Genomic DNA, 21,150 nt, shown 5'->3' with positions numbered 1-21,150 from the left:
GCACGCGGCGTACATCGCCAGCGGCGCCAATGTGATCACCAGCAACAGCTATGCGGTGGTGCCGTTTCATATTGGCGAAGCGCGGTTTGCCGCCGAGGGCCAGGCCCTGGCGGCGCTGGCGGGTGAGTTGGCGCGCCGGGCAGTGGAGGCTTCCGGCAAAGCCGTACGGGTAGCCGGTTCACTGCCGCCGTTGTTCGGCTCATACCGGCCCGACCTGTTTGAGGCCGGTCGCGTCAGCGAACTGCTGACGCCACTGATCAAAGGCCTGTCGCCGCATGTCGACCTGTGGCTGGCGGAAACCCAGAGTTCTATCGTCGAAGCGCGCGCGATCCGTGCCGGCTTGCCGCAGGACGGCAAGCCGTTCTGGCTGTCGTTTACCTTGAAAGATGAAGACACCGATGAGGTGCCACGCCTGCGCTCCGGCGAACCGGTGGCTGAGGCGGCCGAGGCGGCGGCGCAGTTGGGCGTGCAAGCGTTGCTGTTCAACTGCAGCCAGCCAGAAGTGATCGGCGCGGCGATTGACGCCGCGCGTCAGACATTCGAGCGCCTGGGTGTGACGATTCACATCGGCGCCTATGCCAACGCCTTCCCGCCGCAACCCAAGGAAGCCACGGCCAATGACGGTCTGGACCCTCTGCGTGACGACCTCGACCCGCCAGGCTACCTGCAGTGGGCCGCCGATTGGCAGGTGCGTGGCGCCACCCACCTGGGCGGTTGCTGCGGGATCGGGCCGGAGCACATTGCGGTGCTGGCGCAGAAGCTGGCTTAACGCTCAACTCGCCTGGCGGCACTCCGCCAGGCCTTTGACCTGGCCGGAATCGGTCTGGTTGGCCTCGGACAACCATTGCTCGAACCCGGCGCCAATCGTTGGCCATTCGCCGTCCAGAATCGAATACCAGGCGGTATCCCGGTTCTGGCCCTTGACCACCATGTGCTGGCGGAACACCCCCTCAAAACTGAACCCCAACCGCTCGGCGGCATATTTGGAGCGGGCGTTGGCGTTGTTGCACTTCCACTCCAAGCGGCGGTAGCCCTGCTCGAAGGCGTGCCTGGCCAGCAGGTACACCGCCTCGGTGCTTTTCGGTGAGCGCTGCATCGGTGCCCCGAAGGTCACGTGGCCGATTTCGATACGGCCCTGGGCCGGCACAATAGACATCAGGCTGAGAATGCCCTGCACCTGGCCGCTGGCGCGGTCGACCACGCTGAAAAAGTACGGGTCGGCACTGGCCGCGTGGTTGTTCAGCCAGGCATTGAACGCGGCGCGCTCGGGAAACGGGCCGTAGGGCAAATAGTCCCACAGCTTGGGGTCGGCGCCGGGGCCTTCTAGGGCTTGCCACAACTGATCGGCGTGGCGCGCCGGGTCGAGTTTTTCCAGGCGGATGAAACGCCCTTCCAGCAGTTGAACCGTGGGCGCCGGGACGCCTTTCCAGTCGGCGGGGGAGATGGGCATGTGTGCTCCTTAAAGACCTTTGCGAAATTGAATGAAGCCAGGGCGTTCGGCGATGCGTTCGTACAGTTGAATCGCGGTGGCGTTGGTCTCGTGGGTCAGCCAGTGCACTTTGCAGCAACCGTCAGCCTTGGCAGTGGCGTAGACAAATTCGATCAGCTTGCGGCCAATGCCGGTGCCGCGCTGTGCCGGGTCCACCAGCAGGTCCTGCAGGTAGCACGAGTTCTCGATACTCCAGTTGGAGCGGTGGTAGATGAAGTTGACCATGCCCACCGCCTTGCCGTCTTGCCAGGCCAGCGCGGAATGGGTCGGCTCCCGGGGATCGATCAGGCGCTGCCAGGTGCTTTGGGTTACGGCGTCAGGCAGTTCAGTGTTGTAGAACTTCAAGTACGCCTGCCACAGCGGCAGCCAGGCGACGTGGTCGTCGGCGGTGACTTGGCGAAGGGTGATCTGGCTCATTCTGAAGCTCCCGGTTGAAGAATAAAGCGCGCGAGGGTCTGGTCGCGCACGTCTGCGCTGTTGGCCAGGCCCTCACGCACGCCGGCGATGTCTGCGGCGCTGCGGTTCTGGCTGAGTTTGCGTTTGCCGATCAGGCGCTCGATCGGCAGCGCAAAGCCGACAATCGCCTTGAGCATGCCGTCGATGTAGTCGGCCGGGGCATCGCTGACTTTCCAGGGCTGCTCGCGGCCGCCTTCGTGGCGGTCGGTCAGGGCGCTGACGAGTCCGAGCAAACGCTCGGCGTCGGTGAAGACTTCCGCTTTGCCATAAGCGTGCACCGCCAGGTAATTCCAGGTCGGCACCACTTTGCCGTGCTCGGCCTTGGCCGGGTAGAACGCCGGGCTGATGTAAGCCTCGGCACCGGCAAAAATCACCAGCGCTTCGCCGCCGTTTTGCAGGTCCTGCCACTGGGGGTTGGCTTTGGCGACGTGCCCGTACAGGGTGCCGTTCGGGCCTTCGTCGGGGTTCAGCAGCAGCGGCAAGTGGCTGGCCAGCAGGCCGTGCTCACCAACGGTGACCACTTGTGCCAGGCGTGTGTGCTGCATCAATTGCTGCAATTGGGGTAAGTCGTCGAGGACGAAGGCGCGCGGTGTGTACATGAATATTTTCCTTGGCGAATACCTGCATCCTAGGCAGGCTAATGGTTCGTTGTAAGAGCCATCTAGAACCAATTTCATAGGTCCAATCCCATGCTGCCGATCGAACCTCCGTTGTCATTCAACCCGGCAGGCATTGAGCTGGATCGCCGCCAAGGCCTGACGCGCCAGCTTTACCAGGCGTTGCGCCAGCGCGTGCTGGACGGGCGGCTGGTTGGCGGTACGCGCTTGCCCGCCAGCCGTGACCTGGCTGCGGCGTTGTCGATCTCGCGTAACAGTGTGGTGCGGGCCTACGATCAGTTGTACGCCGAAGGGTTTATTGAAGGCCGAGTGGGGGATGGCACCTATGTCGCTCAGCTGCCCACCGCGAAAAAACTATCCACAAAAGTGTCCACAGGGTTACACACAGGCTTATCCCCAGCCTTATCCACAAATTGGCTGGATTTGCCGGTCGTCTCCTCAGAGAAAGTTATCCACAACACGGCGTTGGGGCGGGTGAAAACCAACCACCTGGCCCTGCCGCCCAGTGGCCCGCCGAAGGCTTTCCGGGTGGGAGTGCCGGCGTTTGATCTGTTCCCGTTTGATGTCTGGGCCAAGCTGAATGCGGCTTTCTGGCGCAAGCCGGACTTGCAGCAGCTGTGCTATGGCGACCCTGCCGGGGATGAGCGCTTGCGTGGGCTGATCGCCGCGTATTTACGCAGCTCGCGCGGCCTGCAGTGCGCGGCTGAACAAATAGTGATCACCAGTGGCGCGCAGCAGGCAATCAGCCTTTGTGCACAGTTGCTGGTGGAGCCTGGCGACGGTGTGGCACTCGAAAATCCGGGGTACCGTGCGGCGGGGCATGCGTTTGCAATCGCTGGGGCCACGTTGCATGGCGTGGCGGTGGACACTGACGGCATCGACTGCACCGCGCTGAATGCCATCGACGATTGCCGGCTGGCCTATGTCACGCCCTCCCACCAATACCCCTTGGGCGTGGTGATGAGCCTGGCAAGACGCCTGGAGTTACTGGCGTGGGCCGAGCGCACTGACGGCTGGATCGTCGAGGACGACTACGACGGCGAATACCGCTACAGCGGCGCACCGCTGGCGCCCTTGGCGGCGCTGGACCGCAGTGGGCGTGTGTTGTACGTCGGCACGTTTGGCAAGGTGGCTTTCCCGGCATTACGCCTGGGCTACCTGGTGCTGCCCGCCGGCTTGGTCGACCCGTTCGCCCGGCGCCGCGCGGTGGATGTGCGGCACTCGGAGGTCAGCACCCAGGCGGTGATGGCCGAGTTCATGGCCGCTGGGCATTTTCAGCGGCATATCCGCCGCATGCGCCGGGCGGCGTTGAGCCGGCGCAACACCTTGCTGGCGGGGTGGCCGAGCGGGCTCGAAGGTGTGGGCAGCCTGCCGAATGTGACGGCAGGGCTGCACCTCACGGTCAGGGTCGACAGCCTGGCCCGCGAGCAGCAACTGTTGGCCAAGGCCCAGGCGGTGGGTGTCGAGGTCAACGGCTTGAGCAGCTATTGGCTGTCAAACTCCTGCACCCCGCCGGACCAACGCGCCGGCCTGGTGCTGGGGTTTGCCGCCGTGCCCGAAGCACACATCAACCTTGCGCTGAGCCGCTTGGCCCAGGCGTGGGGCTAGCCGGCTCGGGATTCAAAAACAGTCGCCTGGCGAGATGCGGGCCGATTTCACTGCGGTAGATCTCTATACCGGCTTGCTCGGAAACGGCGCCGCGTTGTTCGAATGCCCCGCCGAGGCGCCGCTGTTCAAGGGTTTTCAGATGCGCTGCGGTGTAGGCCTCGCCAGGCGCGTCCATCGAGGCATAGTGGAAGTGGGCGTACCACAAAATCCGCTTGTTCTTTTTTTCACGAATTTCGTATTCCTGGAGGAAATCCTTGTGCGGCCCCTTGAGGCGGCGGCGGGCGCCAATGAGTTCGATGGTGACCTCTTTGCCCACATACAGCAGCTCCAGGTGGGCGGCGGTGGGCGGGCGCTTCTTGAGCATGTCGAGCTTGATGCGATGTCCTTCGCGGTAGAGCTTCTTGACCGCCTCTTTGAGCTGCCCGCTGAGGGTCAGCGAAGCGGTGTTGTCGGTTTCGTTGCTGTCGTTGGACGCACGTTCGATATGGCTGCTGGCCTCCTCCAGTTTTTCGGCGTGGCGGTGCACTTTTTCTTCGATTTCCACGGGCAAGCGCTGGCTTTCGGTGGCCAGGCCCTTGGTGCGCTCGATAAAGCGGTCAACGTCGTTGAGCAGCGTCTGGCCGGTGCGCAGGCTGGCGGCGAGGCCCGGTCGTGGCGTGCGGGACGCCTGGGGGCGTAGCGGTTCACGCTTGACCCATACGCCCGGGGTCTTCTCATGGAAGGTGGCAATGACCTTGTGGGTCAGCGGCTCCTGCACATCCACCAGGCTGGGATCATCGGCTCGCGGTTTGCCGACGACCACACCCTTGAAGCGTGTCTTGATAATTTTGCGCGCAGGCAGGCTAACCCCGGCAGCTGGGGGGCGTGGTTGCAGTGCCTTGCGCTCGCGCAAGGCACTGGCCAGTTGCGCAAGGGTGCGCTGGGCGAACTCATCGGTCTGCATGCGCACTTCTTCCAGGGTCGCGGTCTGTATTTGCCCGGGGTACTCACCCGGCAGGTCGAGCAGGTCCTGGTTGATCACGGCGAATTGGTCCACCAGGTTGTCCAGCGCTTCGATGCGTTCGTCCAGCGGCGTGACGTCTTGGGCCGCATGCACTTCGAGTGAGCTCTGGATCGTCAAGTCGGCGGCCTCGGCGACCCGATTCAGCGCGGCCCTGACCTCACTGCGGGCGCTCGCCTCTCCTTCTTCTACACACAAAAAGCGCGACAGCGATACGCGGAATGCCTTGAGGTCATCGAGCTGCACGCTGGGCATGTTCTGGCGGGTGTCTTCCACCAGTTTCAGGCCGTTGACGCCCAGGCCTTGCAGCTCTTTGAAGCGTGAGTGCAGGTATTCCAGGTGCTGCACCAGCTGGCGGGTCATACTGTCCACACGCTGATGGTCGGCGGTCGTAGGCGAGTCTTTTTCCAGCAGCGGCCCCAGGCTTTGCAACAGGCCCTGAAAGTCGCCGATGTACTCGTCGATGGCTGCCCGCGTCAGCAGGATTTGCTGCTTGAGGTAGTTGATCATCCGGCCGGTGTAGTCGGGCACGGTATCCAGCAGGTTCAGGGACTTGAGCTGGCCGATCGGCACTTCGTACTCCTCCCGGCGCTTTTGCAGCTTGTCGATAAACGCGTCCCGTTCGGTGTGCGTGGCGGATGCCGGTGCCGCACGGCTGGCAGTACGGGCGGTTTCAAGCTCGGCGGCCTTCTGGCCACGCTGGCCTTCGAAGGCATCCAGTTGTTCGCGCAGGTCGGCAATGCGTGGCGGCCTCAGGCGTTGGCCTCTTTTCAGGCGGCTGCGTAACCCTGCACCGCGCAGGCGCAGGCGCGTGTCAATAAACCATTGGCCCAAGAGGTTGTTGATCAGCAATGGGCCGATGCGCGAGGGTTGCTTGGGGTCAATGATCATCACGCGGTCATTTTCATCGACCTTCACCTCGAACCATCGCTCTCCCACCGCTGCATACCACTGCGTGCCCAGCGGGTAGAGGTGCTGATGCACGCCCGCTTCGGTGCTCTGCGCACCCAGCCCTTCGGGTTTGGCCACGCTGAAACTCTCCAGGGTTTTTTTCAGGCTCAGGGGCTTGCGTGTCAGGGCCGCCAGGCTATGCAACGGCGACTCATGGCCGGTGGGCAATTCGGCAGTCTGGATATCGGTTTGCTGGGTCACAGGTGCAGGCGCCGTGGGCGTGACCTCATCGGGGGCCTGCACTTTTTTGAGCGCCGGCTCAGTCGTTGGTTTGCGCCGTTCGGCCATGTGCAGCACGAGGGCCATGCCCAGGTTCAGAAACACGTCGGTCAGCGCCGACCACTGCGCCTTGGTGTCTGCTGCGTCATGCGCCTCGACGGCTTGCGCGAGGTCGTCCATGAGCTGGCCGACCCACGCAGCCGTGCCCACGGTTTTACCGAGAAATGGCAGCGCCGCATTGAAGATCAGCCAGCCTGCGTGTTTGAAGCTTTCCCAGCGGCCTTCGGCGTTGGAGACCGATTGTCGATCGGCCAGGGTCACCAGTGCGTTGGCGTTGGCGGTGAACAGGCTGGCCAGGTAATCACCGCCCATGACTTCGTCGGTCAAGGCGATCGGGCCGCTCATGACCACGGCGGTCAATGGCTCAATCAGCAGTTTGGACAGCACCCAGGGCGACGACAGCGAGCCCGGAAACACAAATTGGGCATAGCCGAAACGCGCCTGGTCGGGCAGCCAGGCCAGTACGGCCTGGCGCAGTGGGGTGTCCTGCTTGATGGCGTAGATCAGGTTGGTCCGCGAGGCGAACTGCAGCAATGGCGTGGTGGACAGGGGTTGGTACAACAGGCAAGGGCCGGCATTGGCAGCCTGGGGGCCGATCACAAACATGTTGTCGACCTTGTCGGCCCGTTGCGTGAGGCGCAGGGTCGGAATGAACGCGAGTGGACGGATGACGATCAGCTGGCCGTCGACCTTGCGTTGTTCGACGGCGTCGGACAGCACGGCGCAGACATAGCGATAGCCTAATTCATCCACGCCGAACTGGCGCCGCATCTTGTATTGCAGGGCCAGCAGCGGCAGCTGAACGCGCAATTGGTCGATATAGAGCTTTTGTCGCCGTGTGGTTTGTTGCGGGTCATCCAGCAGGGTGCGCTTGATCAGCGCCGGGTACTGCAGGCCGATATTGACTTGGGTGATCAGCCCTTCCAGGTAGGTAACCGTCAGCCAGTCCGGCAGGCTGCCGCCGTTTTCAGTGCTCAGGGTCTTGTCGCCCAAGGGCAGGGCGATCAGGTTTTGCAGCGCCAGCTCGACGAGGTCGAAGGAGGTGCTCTGCACCCAGCCCGGGGCGGTGAACAAGCCCACGACCTCCAGGCTGGTCACCGTGATGCGCAGTTTCTGCAGGTTGATGCTGGTTGCCTGCGGGTAATCCTTGAGCATCTGTTCGCGCAGGGCCTGCAAGGCATATTCACGAATCGGCGCGATACCGTCCTGATAGCTTTGGCTGGACTGGCGTTCGTTGAGCTGCGCCAGGTCCAGCAAATAGCGGTTGTACAGTGAAATGTCGGCCAGCGGTGCGTCTTTCAGCCAGTCGGGCAGCGCCTTGCGTAACCATTCAAGCCGGGCCTGGCGCGGGGATGGCAGCTGGTTGAAGTCCAGCAGCAGGTCGCGTTCCAGCGGGTCTTCGGTGGCTTCGATCTCGGCGTCGAATAGGTTGAATTGGCCGATGGCCTCGATCTGCAGGCCAATCAGCACACAAGCCTGGTGTTCGAAAAAATCCCCTTCCGGCTCGAACAGTCGCCAGTGCAGGGGGTGGCCATGAGGATTGATTACGTGACGGCTGAGCGCCTCGCCCAGGTCATGCAGGCTGTCGAACCTCTCGTAGCCGCTGCCCAGTGAGTAGGCGAGGATCATCGTCTGCTGCTCGTGAGTTCCGATCAGCACCGAGAAGGCGGTGAGGTTGAGGTGTTCGACGACGTCGTTGCGGCTGACGTCCACGTCGATCAGGTAAGTGCGGGTGCGGTATTTATCGTGCGCCAGGCGTATGGCGTAGTCCGGGTGCTGGAACACCAGTTGGGCCATGGCGCGTTCGTCTTCGTCCCAAGGGCCGGCCTTGAGGTCCCAGAGTTTGCGCAAGGCGCCGGCCAGGGTTTGCCAGCGGGTGCCGTTGGGGCCGTCGGTCTGGTTCCAATAATCGAGTTGTTGTTCCTGGAATGCGATAAACAGCAGAGGCGCCAGTTCGTTGACCAAGCGGCCGATGGCGTCGATACGCACGGGCAGCTGCACGTCCGGGCCGGTGCTGGAGCGGTAGGTGAGGTACTGCTCGCCGTCGAAGTAATTGACCTGCCCGCCGGCCATGGCGATGCGGGCCAGGGCGCCGCTGAGGGATTCATGGTGCGCCAGCCCCGGCAGAATCTTGCCGTCTCGCACGATCCAGAACGGCGACACCACTACCGCCAGGTTCGGGTCGATATCCAATTGTGGGTATAGCTCTTTCAGGACCGGGCGCAACGCGTTGCTGGCCACATCGCGTAGCGTCGGGCCGGTGGTGAGTTGGGTAATCAGCGTGTTGGTATTCAGGCTGCCGGTGGGTGACGAGGATTCGGGCATGGGGGCGATCCAGCTAATAAAGGGATCGCCCCACAGTAGTCAGCTGCCCGGCTGGCTGGCGGTAGTTAGTTAGGTGCCCGACTTGATCTTGGTCCACGCCCGCGTCCGCGCGCGCTCAGCATCGCGGCCCAGGGGCTTCAAGGTGTAGAGCGTGGCCATGGCGGCCTCGGTGGGGTACAGGTTGGGGTTGCCTCGGATCGCCGGGTCCACCAGCGAAGTCGCGTCCTTGTTGGGGTTCGGGTAGCCGACAAAATCGCTGATCGGCGCGATTACACCGGGTTGCAGCAAGTAGTTGATAAAGGTGTAGGCGTCACCGGGGTTTTTCGCGCCTTTGGGGATCGCGAGCATGTCGAACCAGATCGGCGCGCCTTCCTTGGGCAGCCGCATGTCTACGGTCACGCCGTTGTTGGCTTCCTTGGCGCGGTTGGCGGCCTGGGAAAAACTGCCGGAGTAGCCGACTGCCACACAGATGTCACCGTTGGCGATATCCGCCATGTACTTGGAGGAGTGGAAGTAGGTGATGTAGGGACGGATCTTCATCAGCAACGCCTCGGCTTTTGCATAGTCCTTCGGGTTGCTGCTGTTGGGGTCCAGGCCGAGGTGTTGCAGGGCCAATGGCAGGATCTCCGACGGCGAATCGAGCAGGGCCACGCCACACTGCTTGAGCTTGCTGATGTTCTCTTCCTTGAAGATCAGGTCCCAGCTGTCCACCGGTGCGTTCGCGCCCAGCGCGGCCTTGACCTTGTCCGGGTTGAAGCCAATCAGGATGGTGCCGTACATGTAGGGCACGGCGAACTTGTTGCCGGGGTCGTTGGCCTCGATCAGCTTCATCAGTTTGGGATCGAGGTGGTTCCAGTTCGGCAACTGGCTGCGGTCCAGGGGTTGGAACACGCCGGCCTCGATCTGCTTGGCCAGGAACACGTTGGACGGCACCACCACGTCATAGCCGGAATTGCCGGTCAGCAGCTTGGCTTCCAGGGCTTCGTTGGTGTCGAAAATGTCGTAGACCAGCTTGATCGCCGGGTTCTGCGCCTTGAAATCTTCCAATGCCTTGGGAGTGATGTAGTCGAACCAGTTATAGACCCGCAAGGTTTTTTCTTCGGCGTGGGCGGCGCTGCTTAACACAGCGGCGCAGAGCACAAGAGACTTGAGCATGTTCATTCGGCTGACCCCTCAAAACCTTCGAGAACGTTGACGGCATTGATGCCGATTTCTTCCACGGCGTAACCGCCTTCCATTACAAACACCGTCGGCTTGCCCAGGCGGGCGATACGCGCGCCCATGGCCAGGTAGTCCGGGCTGTCGAGCTTGAACTGCGAGATCGGGTCGTCCTTGAACGTGTCGACACCCAGCGACACGACAATAACGTCGGCGCCGTAGGCCTCGATCTGCTGGCAGGCCTGTTCCAGCGCGGCACTCCAGGTGTCCCAGCCGGCGCCGGCCGGCAGCGGGTAGTTGAAGTTGAAACCTTCACCCGCACCGTCGCCCAGCTCATCGGCATAGCCCAGGAAAAACGGAAATTCCGCTTCCGGGTGGCCGTGGATCGAGGTGAACAGCACATCGCTGCGCTCATAGAAGATCGACTGGGTGCCGTTGCCGTGGTGGTAATCCACGTCGAGGATCGCGACTTTTTTGTGGCCCTGATCGAGAAACGCCTGGGCGGCAATCGCGGCGTTGTTGAGGTAGCAATAGCCGCCCATCAAGTCGCCTGCGGCGTGGTGCCCCGGTGGACGGCACAAAGCGAAGGCGCTGTGGGCGCCTTGCTGGATCGCCGCCTGCGCGGTGAGGGCGACTTGCGCCGCGCTATAGGCTGCTTGCCAGGTGCCGGCGGTGATCGGCGCGCCGCCGTCGAAACTGTAATAGCCGAGCTGGCCGTGCAGGCTGGTGGGCAATACGCGGCGCAGGGTGCGCGCCGGCCAGGTGTAGGGCAACAAGTCGCCGTCCTGGCCGTACTCGGTCCAGCGCGCCCAGGCACCTTTGAAAAAGTCCAGATACTCGGCGCTGTGGATACGTTGCAGGGGCGCCAGGCCAAAGTCGTCGGGCGCCCGCACCGGGCCCAATTCGCGGTCCATGACGCGTTGCAGCACATGGTCGGCACGCGAGGGCATTTCGAAGCAGGGCATCAATTGGCCGTCCATCAATTCGCAGCGGCCGTGGTGCAGGTGGTGATCGTCCGAGTAGATCGTCAGCATATTGTTGTTCTCCGCAAGCTTATCGGTGGATGCAGTCTTGCGGGCGGCAAGCTTTATGAGAACGGCAGGAGCGGCCAAAAGGGGATTGATATGGCCAAATTGTGTGTCCTGAATTCGCCCCTCAATGGGGCGTCATGCTCGAAATTGGCTCGGCGCTACGCCGCTCCAGCGCACGAACGCGTGCCTGAAACTGGCGGTTTCGCTGAACCCCAGGGCTTCGGCGATCTGATAAATCGGCAAGCGGTCTTCAGCCAGCAACTGTTTGGCGCGGTCAAAACGTAGTTCATCAAGCAAGGCTTGATAGCTGCTGCCCAGTTCATGCAGGTGGCGGCGCAAGGTCCGCGCCGAGCAGTTCAGCTGTTCGGCCAGGCCTTCCAGGCCGGGCGCGGCGTTGAGTTGGCTGGCGAGCAGCTGGCGAATTCGCCCCAGCCAGGCCTGGCGCCCGGTGAATTCCAGGTTCTGTTTGCGACAGCGTTCGGCCATGGCCTGGTGGGTGATGGCGTCGGCCAGAGGCAGTGGCTGGTCCAGCCAGCTGCGGTCGAAAGCAAAGGCATTGGCCGTGGCCTGGAATTGCAGGGGGCAGGGGAAACTGTCGGCGTAACGCAGCTGGTAGTGCGGGGCTTCGTGCGCAAAGCGCGCCCCAAGCAAGGGCAGCGGTTGGCCCAGCAGGTCGTCGCAGATCACTTTCAGCGAGGCCAGGCACAGTTCGACATTGAACATTTCCAGTGCCGGGTTTTCCCGGTAGTCGCCGGCCGTAAACCAGATGCGTTCGCCGTCCTCGTCAAGGCTCAGCTCGAAAAGTGTTCCCAACAGCGCCGGGTAGCGCAGTGCCAGGCGCAAAGCGTCACCGAAGGTGGCACTGGTGAGCAGGGCATAGCCGAGCATGCCGTAGGACGAGACGTGCATCCGGCGGCCCAGTTCCAGGCCAATATCCTGGCGCAGGGCCACGGCGTTGGCGCACACGCGCATTTCCTGGTTGGTGGTGATCCGCGTGTCGGCACGGGTCAGATCCGCCACGCAGATACCGCTGCCAGCCAGCAGCGTATCAAAGGGCAAGCCCTCGGCCTTGAAGGTGCTGAGCACCAGGGACACGGCATTGAGGGTCGTGAGGTGGGAGTGCAACATAGGAACTTCCAGCCAGGGGTGGCTGGAAGTTGAGCAAGTTATATGCCGGTCAGCTCAGTTCGCCGCACAGGTCGAGCTCCACCAATCGGCGCACTTCCTGGGTTGCCAGCCCGGCACCGAGCAGCGCCTGCAACTTGCCGAATGCCGCCTCACGGGTCATCCCGCCGCCCGACAACACGCCAACGCCACGCAGGCGGCTGCCGGCTTCGTACACGTCCAGCTCCACACCGCCTTCATGGCATTGGGTGATCGCGACCACGACCACGCCGTTGTCTTGCGCGCGTTGCAGGCTGGCGAGAAAGGCCGGGTTGTCGCTGGGCCCGGTACCGCTGCCGAAGCATTCCAGTACCAGCGCCTGGATGCCGCTGTCGATCAATGCGTCCAACTGCGTAGCGGCGATGCCCGGCACCAGCGGCAGCACGCCGACATTGGCCGGGGCCTTGTCATGACCGTAGCCCAGTGCGGCAGGGAGGTTATCCGCCTTGGCCACGCCGCCGTTGCGTTGCAGCGCGGCAAACGGGTGGCGACCAAAGCTGCGGATCTTCGCGCAGCGAGTCGGCGCCATCAGCGCGCCGTGGAAGTACAAGTGCACGCCCGGCGCCAGGCCTTCGCCCAAGGCTGCCAGTGCGCCGCTGACGTTTTCCCAGGCATCGCTGTCGGGCACGCCGGCCGGCAGCATCGAACCGGTAAACACCACCGGCGCGGGCAGGCCAAGCAGTTGAAAACTCATGGCGGCCGCGCTGTAGGCCAGGGTATCGGTGCCGTGCAGCACCAGCACCGCGTCGCAGCCTGCGTCCACCGCCTCGACCACGGCGACGCGCAGGCGCTGCCAGTAGGCGGGGGTCATGTTGGCGCTGTCGATCAGCGGGGACATTTCCCGGAAGCGCCAGGCCGGTGTTTGCACGTTGGCAAGCTGTTCGCGCATGCGCGCTTCAAAACCTGACGCTGGCGCCAGGCCGTTGGCGCTGGCCTGCATGCCGATGGTGCCGCCGGTGTAGAGCACCATGATGGTGTGAGCTGGTTGCATCAGAATCTCCTGAACGAAAAACGCCGCCGGGCCCAGAGCATGCCCAAGGCCGGGCGGCGTGTCATCTATCTAGGTGTGTGACGCTCAGCGTTGCGCTTGAGCGTTCAGTTCAGCCGACGTTTGAGCGGCTGGCTCAGACTTGACCGGGTTGGCCGGCCAGGCCTTGCGGTCCAGGTCCAGGTCGGGGAACTGGCTGGAGTCGAACACCGGGGTCTTGATGCCCGCCGCGCGCTGGTTGTCGTAGTCATTCAGGATGCGCATGGCGATCTTGAACAGGAACGCCAGGGCGAACAGGTTGACGAACGCGAGCAGGGTCATGGTGATGTCGGCGAAGGCGAACACAGTGCTCAGGTTCTCGATGGAACCCCAGAAAATCAGCACCAGCACCAGCGCGCGGTAGCCCATCAGCACCTTGCGGTTGTCACCGACGATGAAGCGCAGGTTGCTCTCGCCGAGGTAGTAGTTGTACATGATCGAGGTGAACACGAACAACGCCAGGGCCACCGAGATGAACATCCGGCCCCAATCGCCAACCACCGCCGCCAGAGAGTTCTGGGTCAGGGCAATGCCGTCGCCTTCAAAGCCCGGGGTGTAGAAGCCGGAGAGCAGGATCAGCAGTGCGGTGCAGGTGCAGATTACGAAGGTGTCAAGGAACACGCTGAACGCCTGCACCACGCCTTGGGCGATCGGGTGTTCCACCGAGGCCACTGCGGCCACGTTAGGCGCACTGCCCAGGCCGGCTTCGTTGGCGAACACGCCGCGCTTCACGCCCATGATGATCGCGCTACCGACCAGGCCACCGAAGGCTTGGTCGAGGCCGAACGCGCTCTTGACGATGGTCGCGAGCATGGCGGGCACGTGGTCGAATTGCAGCACGATCACGTACAGGGTCACGGCGATGTACACCAGGGTCTTGACCGGTACCAGCAGGTCGGCGATCGAGGCGATGCGCTTGATCCCGCCGATGAACACCAGGCCGAGCAATACCGCCAGGGCCAGGCCGGTGTAGGTGGTGTCCAGGCCGAACGCGTTGTTCAGCGAGTGCGTCACGGCGTGGGCTTGCAGGCCGTTGAAGGCAAACCCGAAGGTCACCAGCAGCAGGAACGCCATGACCATGCCCAGCCAGCGCTTCTGCAAACCGTGCTGGATGTAGTAGGCCGGGCCGCCACGGTAGGTGCCTTCGGCGTCGGTGCGCTTGTACAGCTGGCCGAGGGAGCACTCGATAAAGCTCGAGGACATGCCCACCAGCGCAGTGACCCACATCCAGAACACGGCACCCGGGCCACCCAGGGTCACGGCAATGCCGACACCGGCGATGTTGCCGGCACCGACGCGGCCGGCCAGGCTGAGCATCAGCGCCTGGAACGAACTGAGTTGGCCGGAGCTGCTCTTCAGGCTGTCTTTAAACACCGAGAACATGTGGAAAAAGTGGCGCAACTGAACGAAACGCGAGCGAATCGTAAAATAACCACCGAGCCCGACAATGAGCACGATCAGTACTTTCCCTGAGAGGAAGTCGTTGATGACTTCGAGCATGGAGTGTTCCTCGCTGATTTTTCTAATGGCAAAAACGCAGGACGGTTCGACGCATCGCTCGGCACCAGGCAGTGCACGACGCTTCGACCCCAATCCTTTTGCGGGTGTTGTTATTCATGCGGTTTCGCGTTGTCCAGGGTCTCGTTACCGACGATCTCTGACGCGAAGAGGGGCGGCACTATACCTAGGTGCGCGCCAGCCGTCTGCAAGGGGCGCAATTGACCGAGGAACGGTCAATCGGAAAAGTCGCGCTGAGGCTGATCAATCAAGGCCTGGTTTCACACCTGTGGCGAGGTGAGGGAGCGTGCATAGCGTTAATTTCCTCTGCCTCGCTGCTCATCAGCGACTGGGCGTGGAATCCCGAGAAAGAAGAGGCTACAGCGTCGTCATAAAATATCAGACTTATACGACGAAGCTCCCGGAATCGTCCGACTTTACCCTCAGTAAATCCCTCTCCAAAGTTTGGCCTGCCACTGACTTTTCCTTACTCGTTTACTTCGATTGAAATGCGTCACGCGTCAGTTTTCTTATCGAGATGAGCAGGAGCGCGCGGCCGAAGAAACCATGATAAGAGGCAAAAAAATGAGCGTAGGTTATTTTATTGGCCTGGGTGACAAGACCACCTGCGGCGGGGAAGTGCTGGACGGGGATAAAAGCTTCGACATACATGGCCTCTTTCATGCTTGCGAAGGTGACCGCGTGAGCTGTGGCAAGGACGGGCAGGTTTATAAAATTGTCAGCGGCATTTCCCACATGAATAGTCGTGGCAGGCTAATGGCAGGCACTCTGGATAGTTACAGCGACTGCCCTTGTAAGGCCGAACTGATTCCTTCGGTATTTTCAGCCAAGTACAGCAAAGGTAACGCCGCAGTGAGCGCCCGCGGAAGAGCAGCCGCACCGGCGCAAACAGCTACCACGCCGGGAGCCACATCTCAAAACGCTTATGCCCCGTCGAGTCATTCGATCCCTCGCGTATTTAACGGTCTCTCGGGACAGGATCCAGGTTTTTATATCGTCCCCAAAAGCATGACCCGCGAAGCTATGGAAACCACACTGTTTCCCATTCGGGACCCGGCGGTAATGCGCAAGTTTCAATCGCTGAATCCCAACACAGGCCACGTCAAAGCTGGTTCGATAATCGTGCTCAGCGATCCGAACAACACCTCCTGCACGTATCAGGAAGCGCAACTGATGCAGGCTGTCCAACACGTCGATGCCTCCCTGGATGCCTTGACGCCGGATGAGGCTGACTTTCTATACCGTCATGGTGCCGAAATCGCCGGTTTTATCGGGCATACCTCTACCTGGCTTGGCGTCAGCGCGGTGGTGATGGAAAAGCATCTGAACAACCTGCGCGAGACGCTGCAGGCCATGGAACGACTGCATCAGGACAGTTATCGACAGCACGGGCACCTTAGATCAGCGCAGTTCTTTGCGGATCGTCAGCGGTTGATGAGTCAGTTGGATGCTCATTTGCTTAACTCCACTCGCTTGCGCGGGCAGACAACCTTGGGCGATCACCCCAAGTTGAAAACCGCCTTGGGTATATCCAGTCGCAGTCTGGTGCATCACTGGGACAAAGCAGGTGGGCCGGGGCAGATTCCCGGGTATGCGGCTCATGTTGAGGCGACGAGTCGAGCTGCAAAATACATGAAAGCAGGTGGTTACATCGGGATTGGCCTTGGCGGTGTATCTTCCTCGCTAGCGATACAGCAGGTTTGCAATAACGATTCCGGTGCGGCTTGCGAAAAGATCAAGTTCACAGAGGGTGGAAAGTTCGCCGGCTCGGTTGGCGGCGGTGCATTTGGTGGATCAGCAGGCAGTGTTGCTGGTGGCGCGATCTGTCTGGCACTTGGTGTTACAACCGGTATAGGAGGCGTTGTGTGTGTCGCGACTTTAGTTGGGGCAGGCGCTTGGGTGGGCACGACTATCGGCGGTATGCGTGGAGAACAGATAGGATAAAAACTGTACGAGAAAACTTTGCCATGACAACGGATGAGTCTTGGAACGCTTGGTTAGAAATTTGGCTTTTGGCCAGCCCATTCCTTCTTGGATTTACTGGTCTCGCGCTTCACTTATATCTTACTTGCCGTCACATGGATGCCATAAAAGAGGCTTTGAAAAACAGCCGTTATATCTATCTTTGGGGAGACAGCCTTGGGAAGCGCGGTTTGATTTGGTCTCTTTTGGAAATGTCACAAATAGCCGGAATGATCCTGATGCCAAAGGCGCATATCCGGCTGGGCAACTTGGATCCAGTGGACTTTGAAACCTTCCCACGCTATCTAAAACGTCTTTTCATAATCACTACGACGCTGATCTGTACGGCTCTGATTTGGTTGGCGGCTGCGTACATTCTGGCAAAGTTCAAGTAACCCAAGCGGGCCTCACCCGAGGCCCGATATCAGCAAAAGCCAACTGCCAGCGCACAACCCCTGTGGGAGCGGGCTTGCTCCCGAATGCGCCATACCAGCCACTACATGCGTTGACTGACCCACCATCCCAGGCGAACGCTGAAGGGCAGTAAGGGAGAAATGTTTTTATATGAAACGCAGTAGATGGATGCGAGGGCTTTATATAAGGAGAGGAATGACAGGCAAAAAAAAGGGCCTGAAGAACGAGCCTTCAGGCCCTCAAAAGGTGAGAGGTGTCTAGTCCCTCAACCTGGTGAGCGGTGCAACAAACGCTTAGGCCTTCAACGGGACCAAGCGTGGAGCGATCATGTTTTCGGGGCGCAGGATGTCGTCGAGCATGGCGTCGTCGAGCAAGCCTTCTTCGCGCACTAGTTCCAGCACGCCGCGGCCGCTTTCAAGGGCGATTCGCGCAATGCGGGTGGCGTTTTCATAGCCGATATACGGATTCAGCGCGGTGACCAGGCCGATGGAGTGCTCCACCAGTTCGCGGCAGCGGGCTTCGTTGGCGGTGATGCCGACGATGCAGTGTTCACGCAGCATGTCCATAGCGCGCTGCAGCAGGCGGATCGAGTCGAAGATCTTGAAGGCGATCAGCGGCTCCATCACGTTCAGTTGCAGCTGGCCGCCTTCGGCTGCCATGGTCAGGGCCAGGTCGTTACCGATGACTTGGAACGCGACCTGGTTCACGGCTTCCGGGATCACCGGGTTGACTTTGCCGGGCATGATCGAGCTGCCTGGCTGGCGCGCCGGCAGGTTGATCTCGTTGATGCCGGTGCGTGGGCCGCTGGACAGCAGGCGCAAGTCGTTGCAGATCTTCGACAACTTCACCGCGGTACGCTTGAGCATGCCGGAGAACAGCACGAAGGCGCCCATGTCGGAGGTGGCTTCGATCAGGTCGGCGGCCGGTACCAGCGGCTGGCCGCTGATCAGGGCCAGGCGTTGTACGGCGAGCGCCTGGTAGCGCGGGTCGGCGTTGATGCCGGTGCCGATGGCGGTGCCGCCCAGGTTCACTTCGGTCAGCAGCTCTGGCGCCAGGGTTTTCAGGCGGGCCAGGTCTTCACCGAGGGTGGTGGCGAAAGCGCGGAATTCCTGGCCGAGGGTCATCGGCACGGCGTCTTGCAGTTGGGTGCGGCCCATTTTCAGCACGTGGCCGAATTCAACGCCTTTGGCGGCGAACGCCTGGATCAGGCTGTCGAGGCTGGCCAGCAGCGCGTCATGGCCCAGCAGCAGACCCAAACGGATCGCGGTCGGGTAGGCGTCGTTGGTCGACTGCGCCATGTTCACGTCATTGTTGGGGTGCAGGTACTGGTACTCGCCCTTGTTGTGGCCCATGGCCTCCAACGCGATGTTGGCGATGACTTCGTTGGCATTCATGTTGGTTGAAGTGCCGGCGCCGCCTTGAATCATGTCCACCACGAACTCTTCGTGGAAATCGCCGCGGATCAGGCGGGCACAGGCTTCGCTGATGGCTGCGTGCTTGGCTTCGCTGAGCTGGCCCAACTCGCGGTTGGCGTCAGCGGCCGCCTGCTTGACCATTGCCAGGCCGACCACCAATTTCGGGTAATGCGAAATCGGAACGCCCGAGAGGCGGAAGTTATTCACCGCTCGCAGGGTCTGGATGCCGTAATACGCTTGAGCGGGTACTTCAAGTACGCCAAGCAGGTCTTTTTCTGTGCGGAATGATGCAGCGGAGGACATGACGGAAATCATCTCGATAGGGACCCGGAACTGGCCGGAACGCTGCGAATGCTAGGCTTGTGAGCGTTTTTGGGCCAATGCTGTTCAGCACTGGCCTATGCACAAACGGCATAATGTAAGTGTGACCCAGCTATCATGGCGGGCGTGTGTGCCAAAATGGTGCGTACCCGTGGGAGGATGTGATGAACCTTGAGAGCAAATGGCTGGAAGACTTCAGCGCCTTGGCGGCCACCCGCAGCTTTTCCCAGGCGGCGGAGCGGCGCTTTGTCACCCAGCCGGCGTTCAGCCGGCGTATCCGCAGCCTGGAAGCCGCGCTGGGCCTGACGTTGGTCAACCGCTCGCGCACGCCAGTCGAATTGACGGCGGCGGGTCAGCTGTTTCTGGTGACCGCACGCACTGTGGTCGAGCAGCTCGGCGAGGTACTGCGACATTTGCATCACCTGGAAGGCGGGCAGGGCGAAGTCATGCAAGTGGCGGCGGCGCATTCCCTGGCGTTGGGCTTCTTCCCGCGCTGGATTGCGCAATTACGCAACGAAGGCCTGAATATCGCCACGCGGTTGGTCGCTACTAACGTAGGCGATGCCGTGCATGCGTTGCGCGAGGGCGGTTGTGACCTGATGCTGGCGTTCTACGACCCGGACGCCGCGATGCAGATGGACGCGGAGATCTTCCCGTCGCTGCACTTGGGCAACACCGAGATGCTCCCGGTGTGCGCCGCCGATGCCGACGGCCAGCCGCTGTTTGACCTCGAAGGCGAGGGCAGCGTACCGCTTTTGGCCTACAGCGCCGGTGCGTTTCTGGGGCGCTCGGTAAACCTGCTGCTGCGCCAGCGTGCGCTGCGTTTCACCACGGTGTACGAAACCGCCATGGCCGACAGCCTCAAGAGCATGGCGCTGGAGGGCCTGGGTATCGCCTGGGTGCCGCAACTGAGCGTGCGTGCCGAATTGGCGCGGGGCGAACTGGTGGTGTGCGGCGGCCCGCAATGGCATGTGCCGTTGGAGATTCGTCTGTATCGCTGTGCGTTGGTGCGTAAGGCGAATGTACGGTTGTTGTGGCGCAAATTGGAAGGTGGGGCGGCGGGCCCCAGTTCTTGAATAAGAGAAAATCAATGTGGGTGGATTCCCCTGTCCATCAGTAGTGGTGCCGCGACAGTTCAAGGGAACTGACTGAGATAGGTACGAATGTTTTCTCTGTTTTTGTCACTGAAGCGGTAGGTTTGCCCCGGGGGCTGAGGTATGCCGTCCCCCCCGTTCATGATCGATGGCTTGTAGCCGAGGTAGGAACGCAGGTAAGGGTTTTTGCGGATGGCCTCCTGAGGGTTACCCTGGCGCAAGGTCGTAATGAGTGCCGAGGTAGAAAGGTCATGAAAAACGGTCCGGCTGGGTGGGTTGAAGCCAATGTCCGCGTCTTCATGAGTTGCACCGAGCATATGGCCTATCTCATGGGCGGGATTGCGGTCCAGGGCCGGGGCTATTCCGCCGTCCTCATTGGCGACGCCCTGATCTTTGGGATTTATTATACTTTTGGTCAACAATAATGCCTTGTTAAGCGGCTGGTCCAAGTCGTATCGGGCCCTTATTGGGTGGTACTCGTCAAGCCATGTATTGATCGTGTCATTGAGGTCTTCATTTTTATATTCCAGGTTGCTAAGTTTACTGTTTTCTACCAACTTAATGTTGACTTCGCGACCACTGATATCCCTTAGTTCTTTCTCCAGCCAGGAAAAGTGAAGTTTTCTAAGTGTGTCGGGATTCTCGTTTTTCAAGTCTTCATGGAGAAAGACCGTTATGTTGATGGGCCGCTGGAGCACGGTTTCTGAGCGGGGGGACGTTATTGATTGGGCGTGCAGCGGCTCGCTTTGTGGCGCGAAGGGACGGTATTGGGACGCAGAGTTGATATGCATGGTTTTGTACCTGGAATATGAACTTTGGCATGTATTGAAACACGCTCAAATAGTCGGAAAAAGCGTCGATATGTAATGGGTTTTTACCGTCATTGCATTTACAATCAATATAAAAAATTTTGTGTCTTTTATTTACTCCTCGCTGCGTCAGAGCTCTGGCACTCGAGTGATGTGGGCGTGTGACGGATAGTCGCCCGAAGGGCTGTATATTTGCGTTATTTGGCGTGAACCTGGGCGTCAAGCATCCCTACTTTCACGCCGCTCTGAAAACACTCCGTGCCGAGCAGACTGGCAGCGTCCTGGACCATCAAGTTCCACGCATTGCCTGAGGTTGATGGATGAAAGTCGGTGCAATCGGTGATGGCCAATTGGGCCGCATGCTGGCCCTGGCGGGGACGCCGCAGGAGATGGACTTGGTTTTCCTTAAGTGGCTCGTGGCGAATTTGAAAACATGGCCGCGCAAAAAGATAAGCGCTGCTTTTCACCACGTGGATATTGATAGGGCGCGTGGCCAAGGTCTCGAGTTCGGG

General features: G+C 61.0%; 16 protein-coding genes and 1 pseudogene. 6 read left to right on the top strand and 11 right to left on the bottom strand.

Annotated features, from left to right (window positions below):
• On the top strand, positions 1–769 hold a 769-nt coding region (locus tag WBR57_RS27545; RefSeq protein WP_424088374.1), incomplete at its 5' end, for a homocysteine S-methyltransferase family protein.
• 3 nt (positions 770–772) lie between these two features.
• Here the strand turns inward: WBR57_RS27545 and WBR57_RS27540 are convergent.
• From WBR57_RS27540 to WBR57_RS27530, 3 genes are read right to left on the bottom strand one after another with little or no spacing between them, the layout of a single operon-like run.
• Entirely contained in the window at positions 773–1,450 is a 678-nt protein-coding gene (locus WBR57_RS27540; protein ID WP_424088372.1) for a GNAT family N-acetyltransferase, read from the bottom strand.
• Positions 1,451–1,459: 9 nt separating this feature from the next.
• Positions 1,460–1,906, bottom strand: coding sequence for an N-acetyltransferase family protein (locus WBR57_RS27535; RefSeq protein WP_424088370.1), 447 nt, complete (start codon positions 1,904–1,906; stop codon positions 1,460–1,462).
• Positions 1,903–2,544 carry an FMN-binding negative transcriptional regulator gene (locus WBR57_RS27530; protein WP_424088368.1) on the bottom strand — a complete coding sequence of 214 codons (642 nt, stop codon included), beginning with the start codon at positions 2,542–2,544 and terminating at the stop codon, positions 1,903–1,905. Before WBR57_RS27530 ends, WBR57_RS27535 begins: the two co-directional genes overlap by 4 nt.
• A gap of 90 nt (positions 2,545–2,634) precedes the next feature.
• On the opposite strand from WBR57_RS27530, the gene WBR57_RS27525 reads away from it, so the two are divergent.
• Positions 2,635–4,170 carry a PLP-dependent aminotransferase family protein gene (locus WBR57_RS27525; protein ID WP_424088366.1) on the top strand — a complete coding sequence of 512 codons (1,536 nt, stop codon included), beginning with the start codon at positions 2,635–2,637 and terminating at the stop codon, positions 4,168–4,170.
• On the opposite strand, the gene WBR57_RS27520 is transcribed toward WBR57_RS27525, so the two are convergent.
• From WBR57_RS27520 to WBR57_RS27495, 6 genes are all read right to left on the bottom strand, one after another.
• Positions 4,130–8,725 (bottom strand): dermonecrotic toxin domain-containing protein, encoded by a 4,596-nt coding sequence (locus WBR57_RS27520; RefSeq protein WP_424088364.1) that lies wholly within the window; start codon positions 8,723–8,725, stop codon positions 4,130–4,132. The two genes, WBR57_RS27525 and WBR57_RS27520, sit on opposite strands and share 41 nt — an antisense overlap.
• A 69-nt stretch (positions 8,726–8,794) precedes the next feature.
• Positions 8,795–9,886 carry a polyamine ABC transporter substrate-binding protein gene (locus WBR57_RS27515; protein ID WP_424088362.1) on the bottom strand — a complete coding sequence of 364 codons (1,092 nt, stop codon included), beginning with the start codon at positions 9,884–9,886 and terminating at the stop codon, positions 8,795–8,797.
• Positions 9,883–10,917, bottom strand: a complete 1,035-nt coding sequence (locus tag WBR57_RS27510) for a histone deacetylase family protein (protein WP_424088360.1) — start codon at positions 10,915–10,917, stop codon at positions 9,883–9,885. The genes WBR57_RS27515 and WBR57_RS27510 overlap by 4 nt, the downstream gene beginning before the upstream one ends.
• A gap of 132 nt (positions 10,918–11,049) precedes the next feature.
• Positions 11,050–12,042 (bottom strand): AraC family transcriptional regulator, encoded by a 993-nt coding sequence (locus tag WBR57_RS27505; RefSeq protein WP_424088358.1) that lies wholly within the window; start codon positions 12,040–12,042, stop codon positions 11,050–11,052.
• Positions 12,043–12,091: 49 nt separating this feature from the next.
• Positions 12,092–13,069: an asparaginase gene (locus WBR57_RS27500; RefSeq protein ID WP_424088356.1), complete on the bottom strand. Its 978-nt coding sequence runs from the start codon at positions 13,067–13,069 to the stop codon at positions 12,092–12,094.
• A gap of 84 nt (positions 13,070–13,153) precedes the next feature.
• Entirely contained in the window at positions 13,154–14,605 is a 1,452-nt protein-coding gene (locus tag WBR57_RS27495; protein WP_424088354.1) for an alanine/glycine:cation symporter family protein, read from the bottom strand.
• 582 nt (positions 14,606–15,187) lie between these two features.
• On the opposite strand from WBR57_RS27495, the gene WBR57_RS27490 reads away from it, so the two are divergent.
• The gene (locus WBR57_RS27490) at positions 15,188–16,567 is read left to right on the top strand and encodes a PAAR domain-containing protein (protein WP_424088351.1); all 1,380 of its coding nucleotides are present in this window, start codon (positions 15,188–15,190) and stop codon (positions 16,565–16,567) included.
• A gap of 23 nt (positions 16,568–16,590) precedes the next feature.
• Positions 16,591–16,980, top strand: a complete 390-nt coding sequence (locus tag WBR57_RS27485) for a hypothetical protein (RefSeq protein ID WP_424088349.1) — start codon at positions 16,591–16,593, stop codon at positions 16,978–16,980.
• A 312-nt stretch (positions 16,981–17,292) separates the two neighbouring features.
• Here the strand turns inward: WBR57_RS27485 and aspA are convergent, their stop codons facing one another.
• The gene (aspA, locus tag WBR57_RS27480; protein WP_017135792.1) at positions 17,293–18,717 is read right to left on the bottom strand and encodes an aspartate ammonia-lyase; all 1,425 of its coding nucleotides are present in this window, start codon (positions 18,715–18,717) and stop codon (positions 17,293–17,295) included.
• A gap of 182 nt (positions 18,718–18,899) precedes the next feature.
• Between aspA and WBR57_RS27475 the strand changes: the two genes are divergently transcribed.
• Positions 18,900–19,811, top strand: coding sequence for a LysR substrate-binding domain-containing protein (locus WBR57_RS27475; RefSeq protein ID WP_424088347.1), 912 nt, complete (start codon positions 18,900–18,902; stop codon positions 19,809–19,811).
• A gap of 59 nt (positions 19,812–19,870) precedes the next feature.
• Here WBR57_RS27475 and WBR57_RS27470 read toward each other — a convergent pair whose 3' ends face one another.
• Positions 19,871–20,620, bottom strand: a complete 750-nt coding sequence (locus WBR57_RS27470; protein WP_424088345.1) for a hypothetical protein — start codon at positions 20,618–20,620, stop codon at positions 19,871–19,873.
• A gap of 338 nt (positions 20,621–20,958) precedes the next feature.
• On the opposite strand from WBR57_RS27470, the pseudogene WBR57_RS27465 reads away from it, so the two are divergent.
• Positions 20,959–21,045: pseudogene (locus WBR57_RS27465) on the top strand (hypothetical protein); the annotation flags it as partial.
• Positions 21,046–21,150 lie beyond the last annotated feature (105 nt).

This window comes from Pseudomonas sp. (assembly GCF_049590575.1).
In the GTDB taxonomy this organism is placed as follows: domain Bacteria; phylum Pseudomonadota; class Gammaproteobacteria; order Pseudomonadales; family Pseudomonadaceae; genus Aquipseudomonas.
This window is presented reverse-complemented; position numbering and strand designations above follow the sequence as displayed.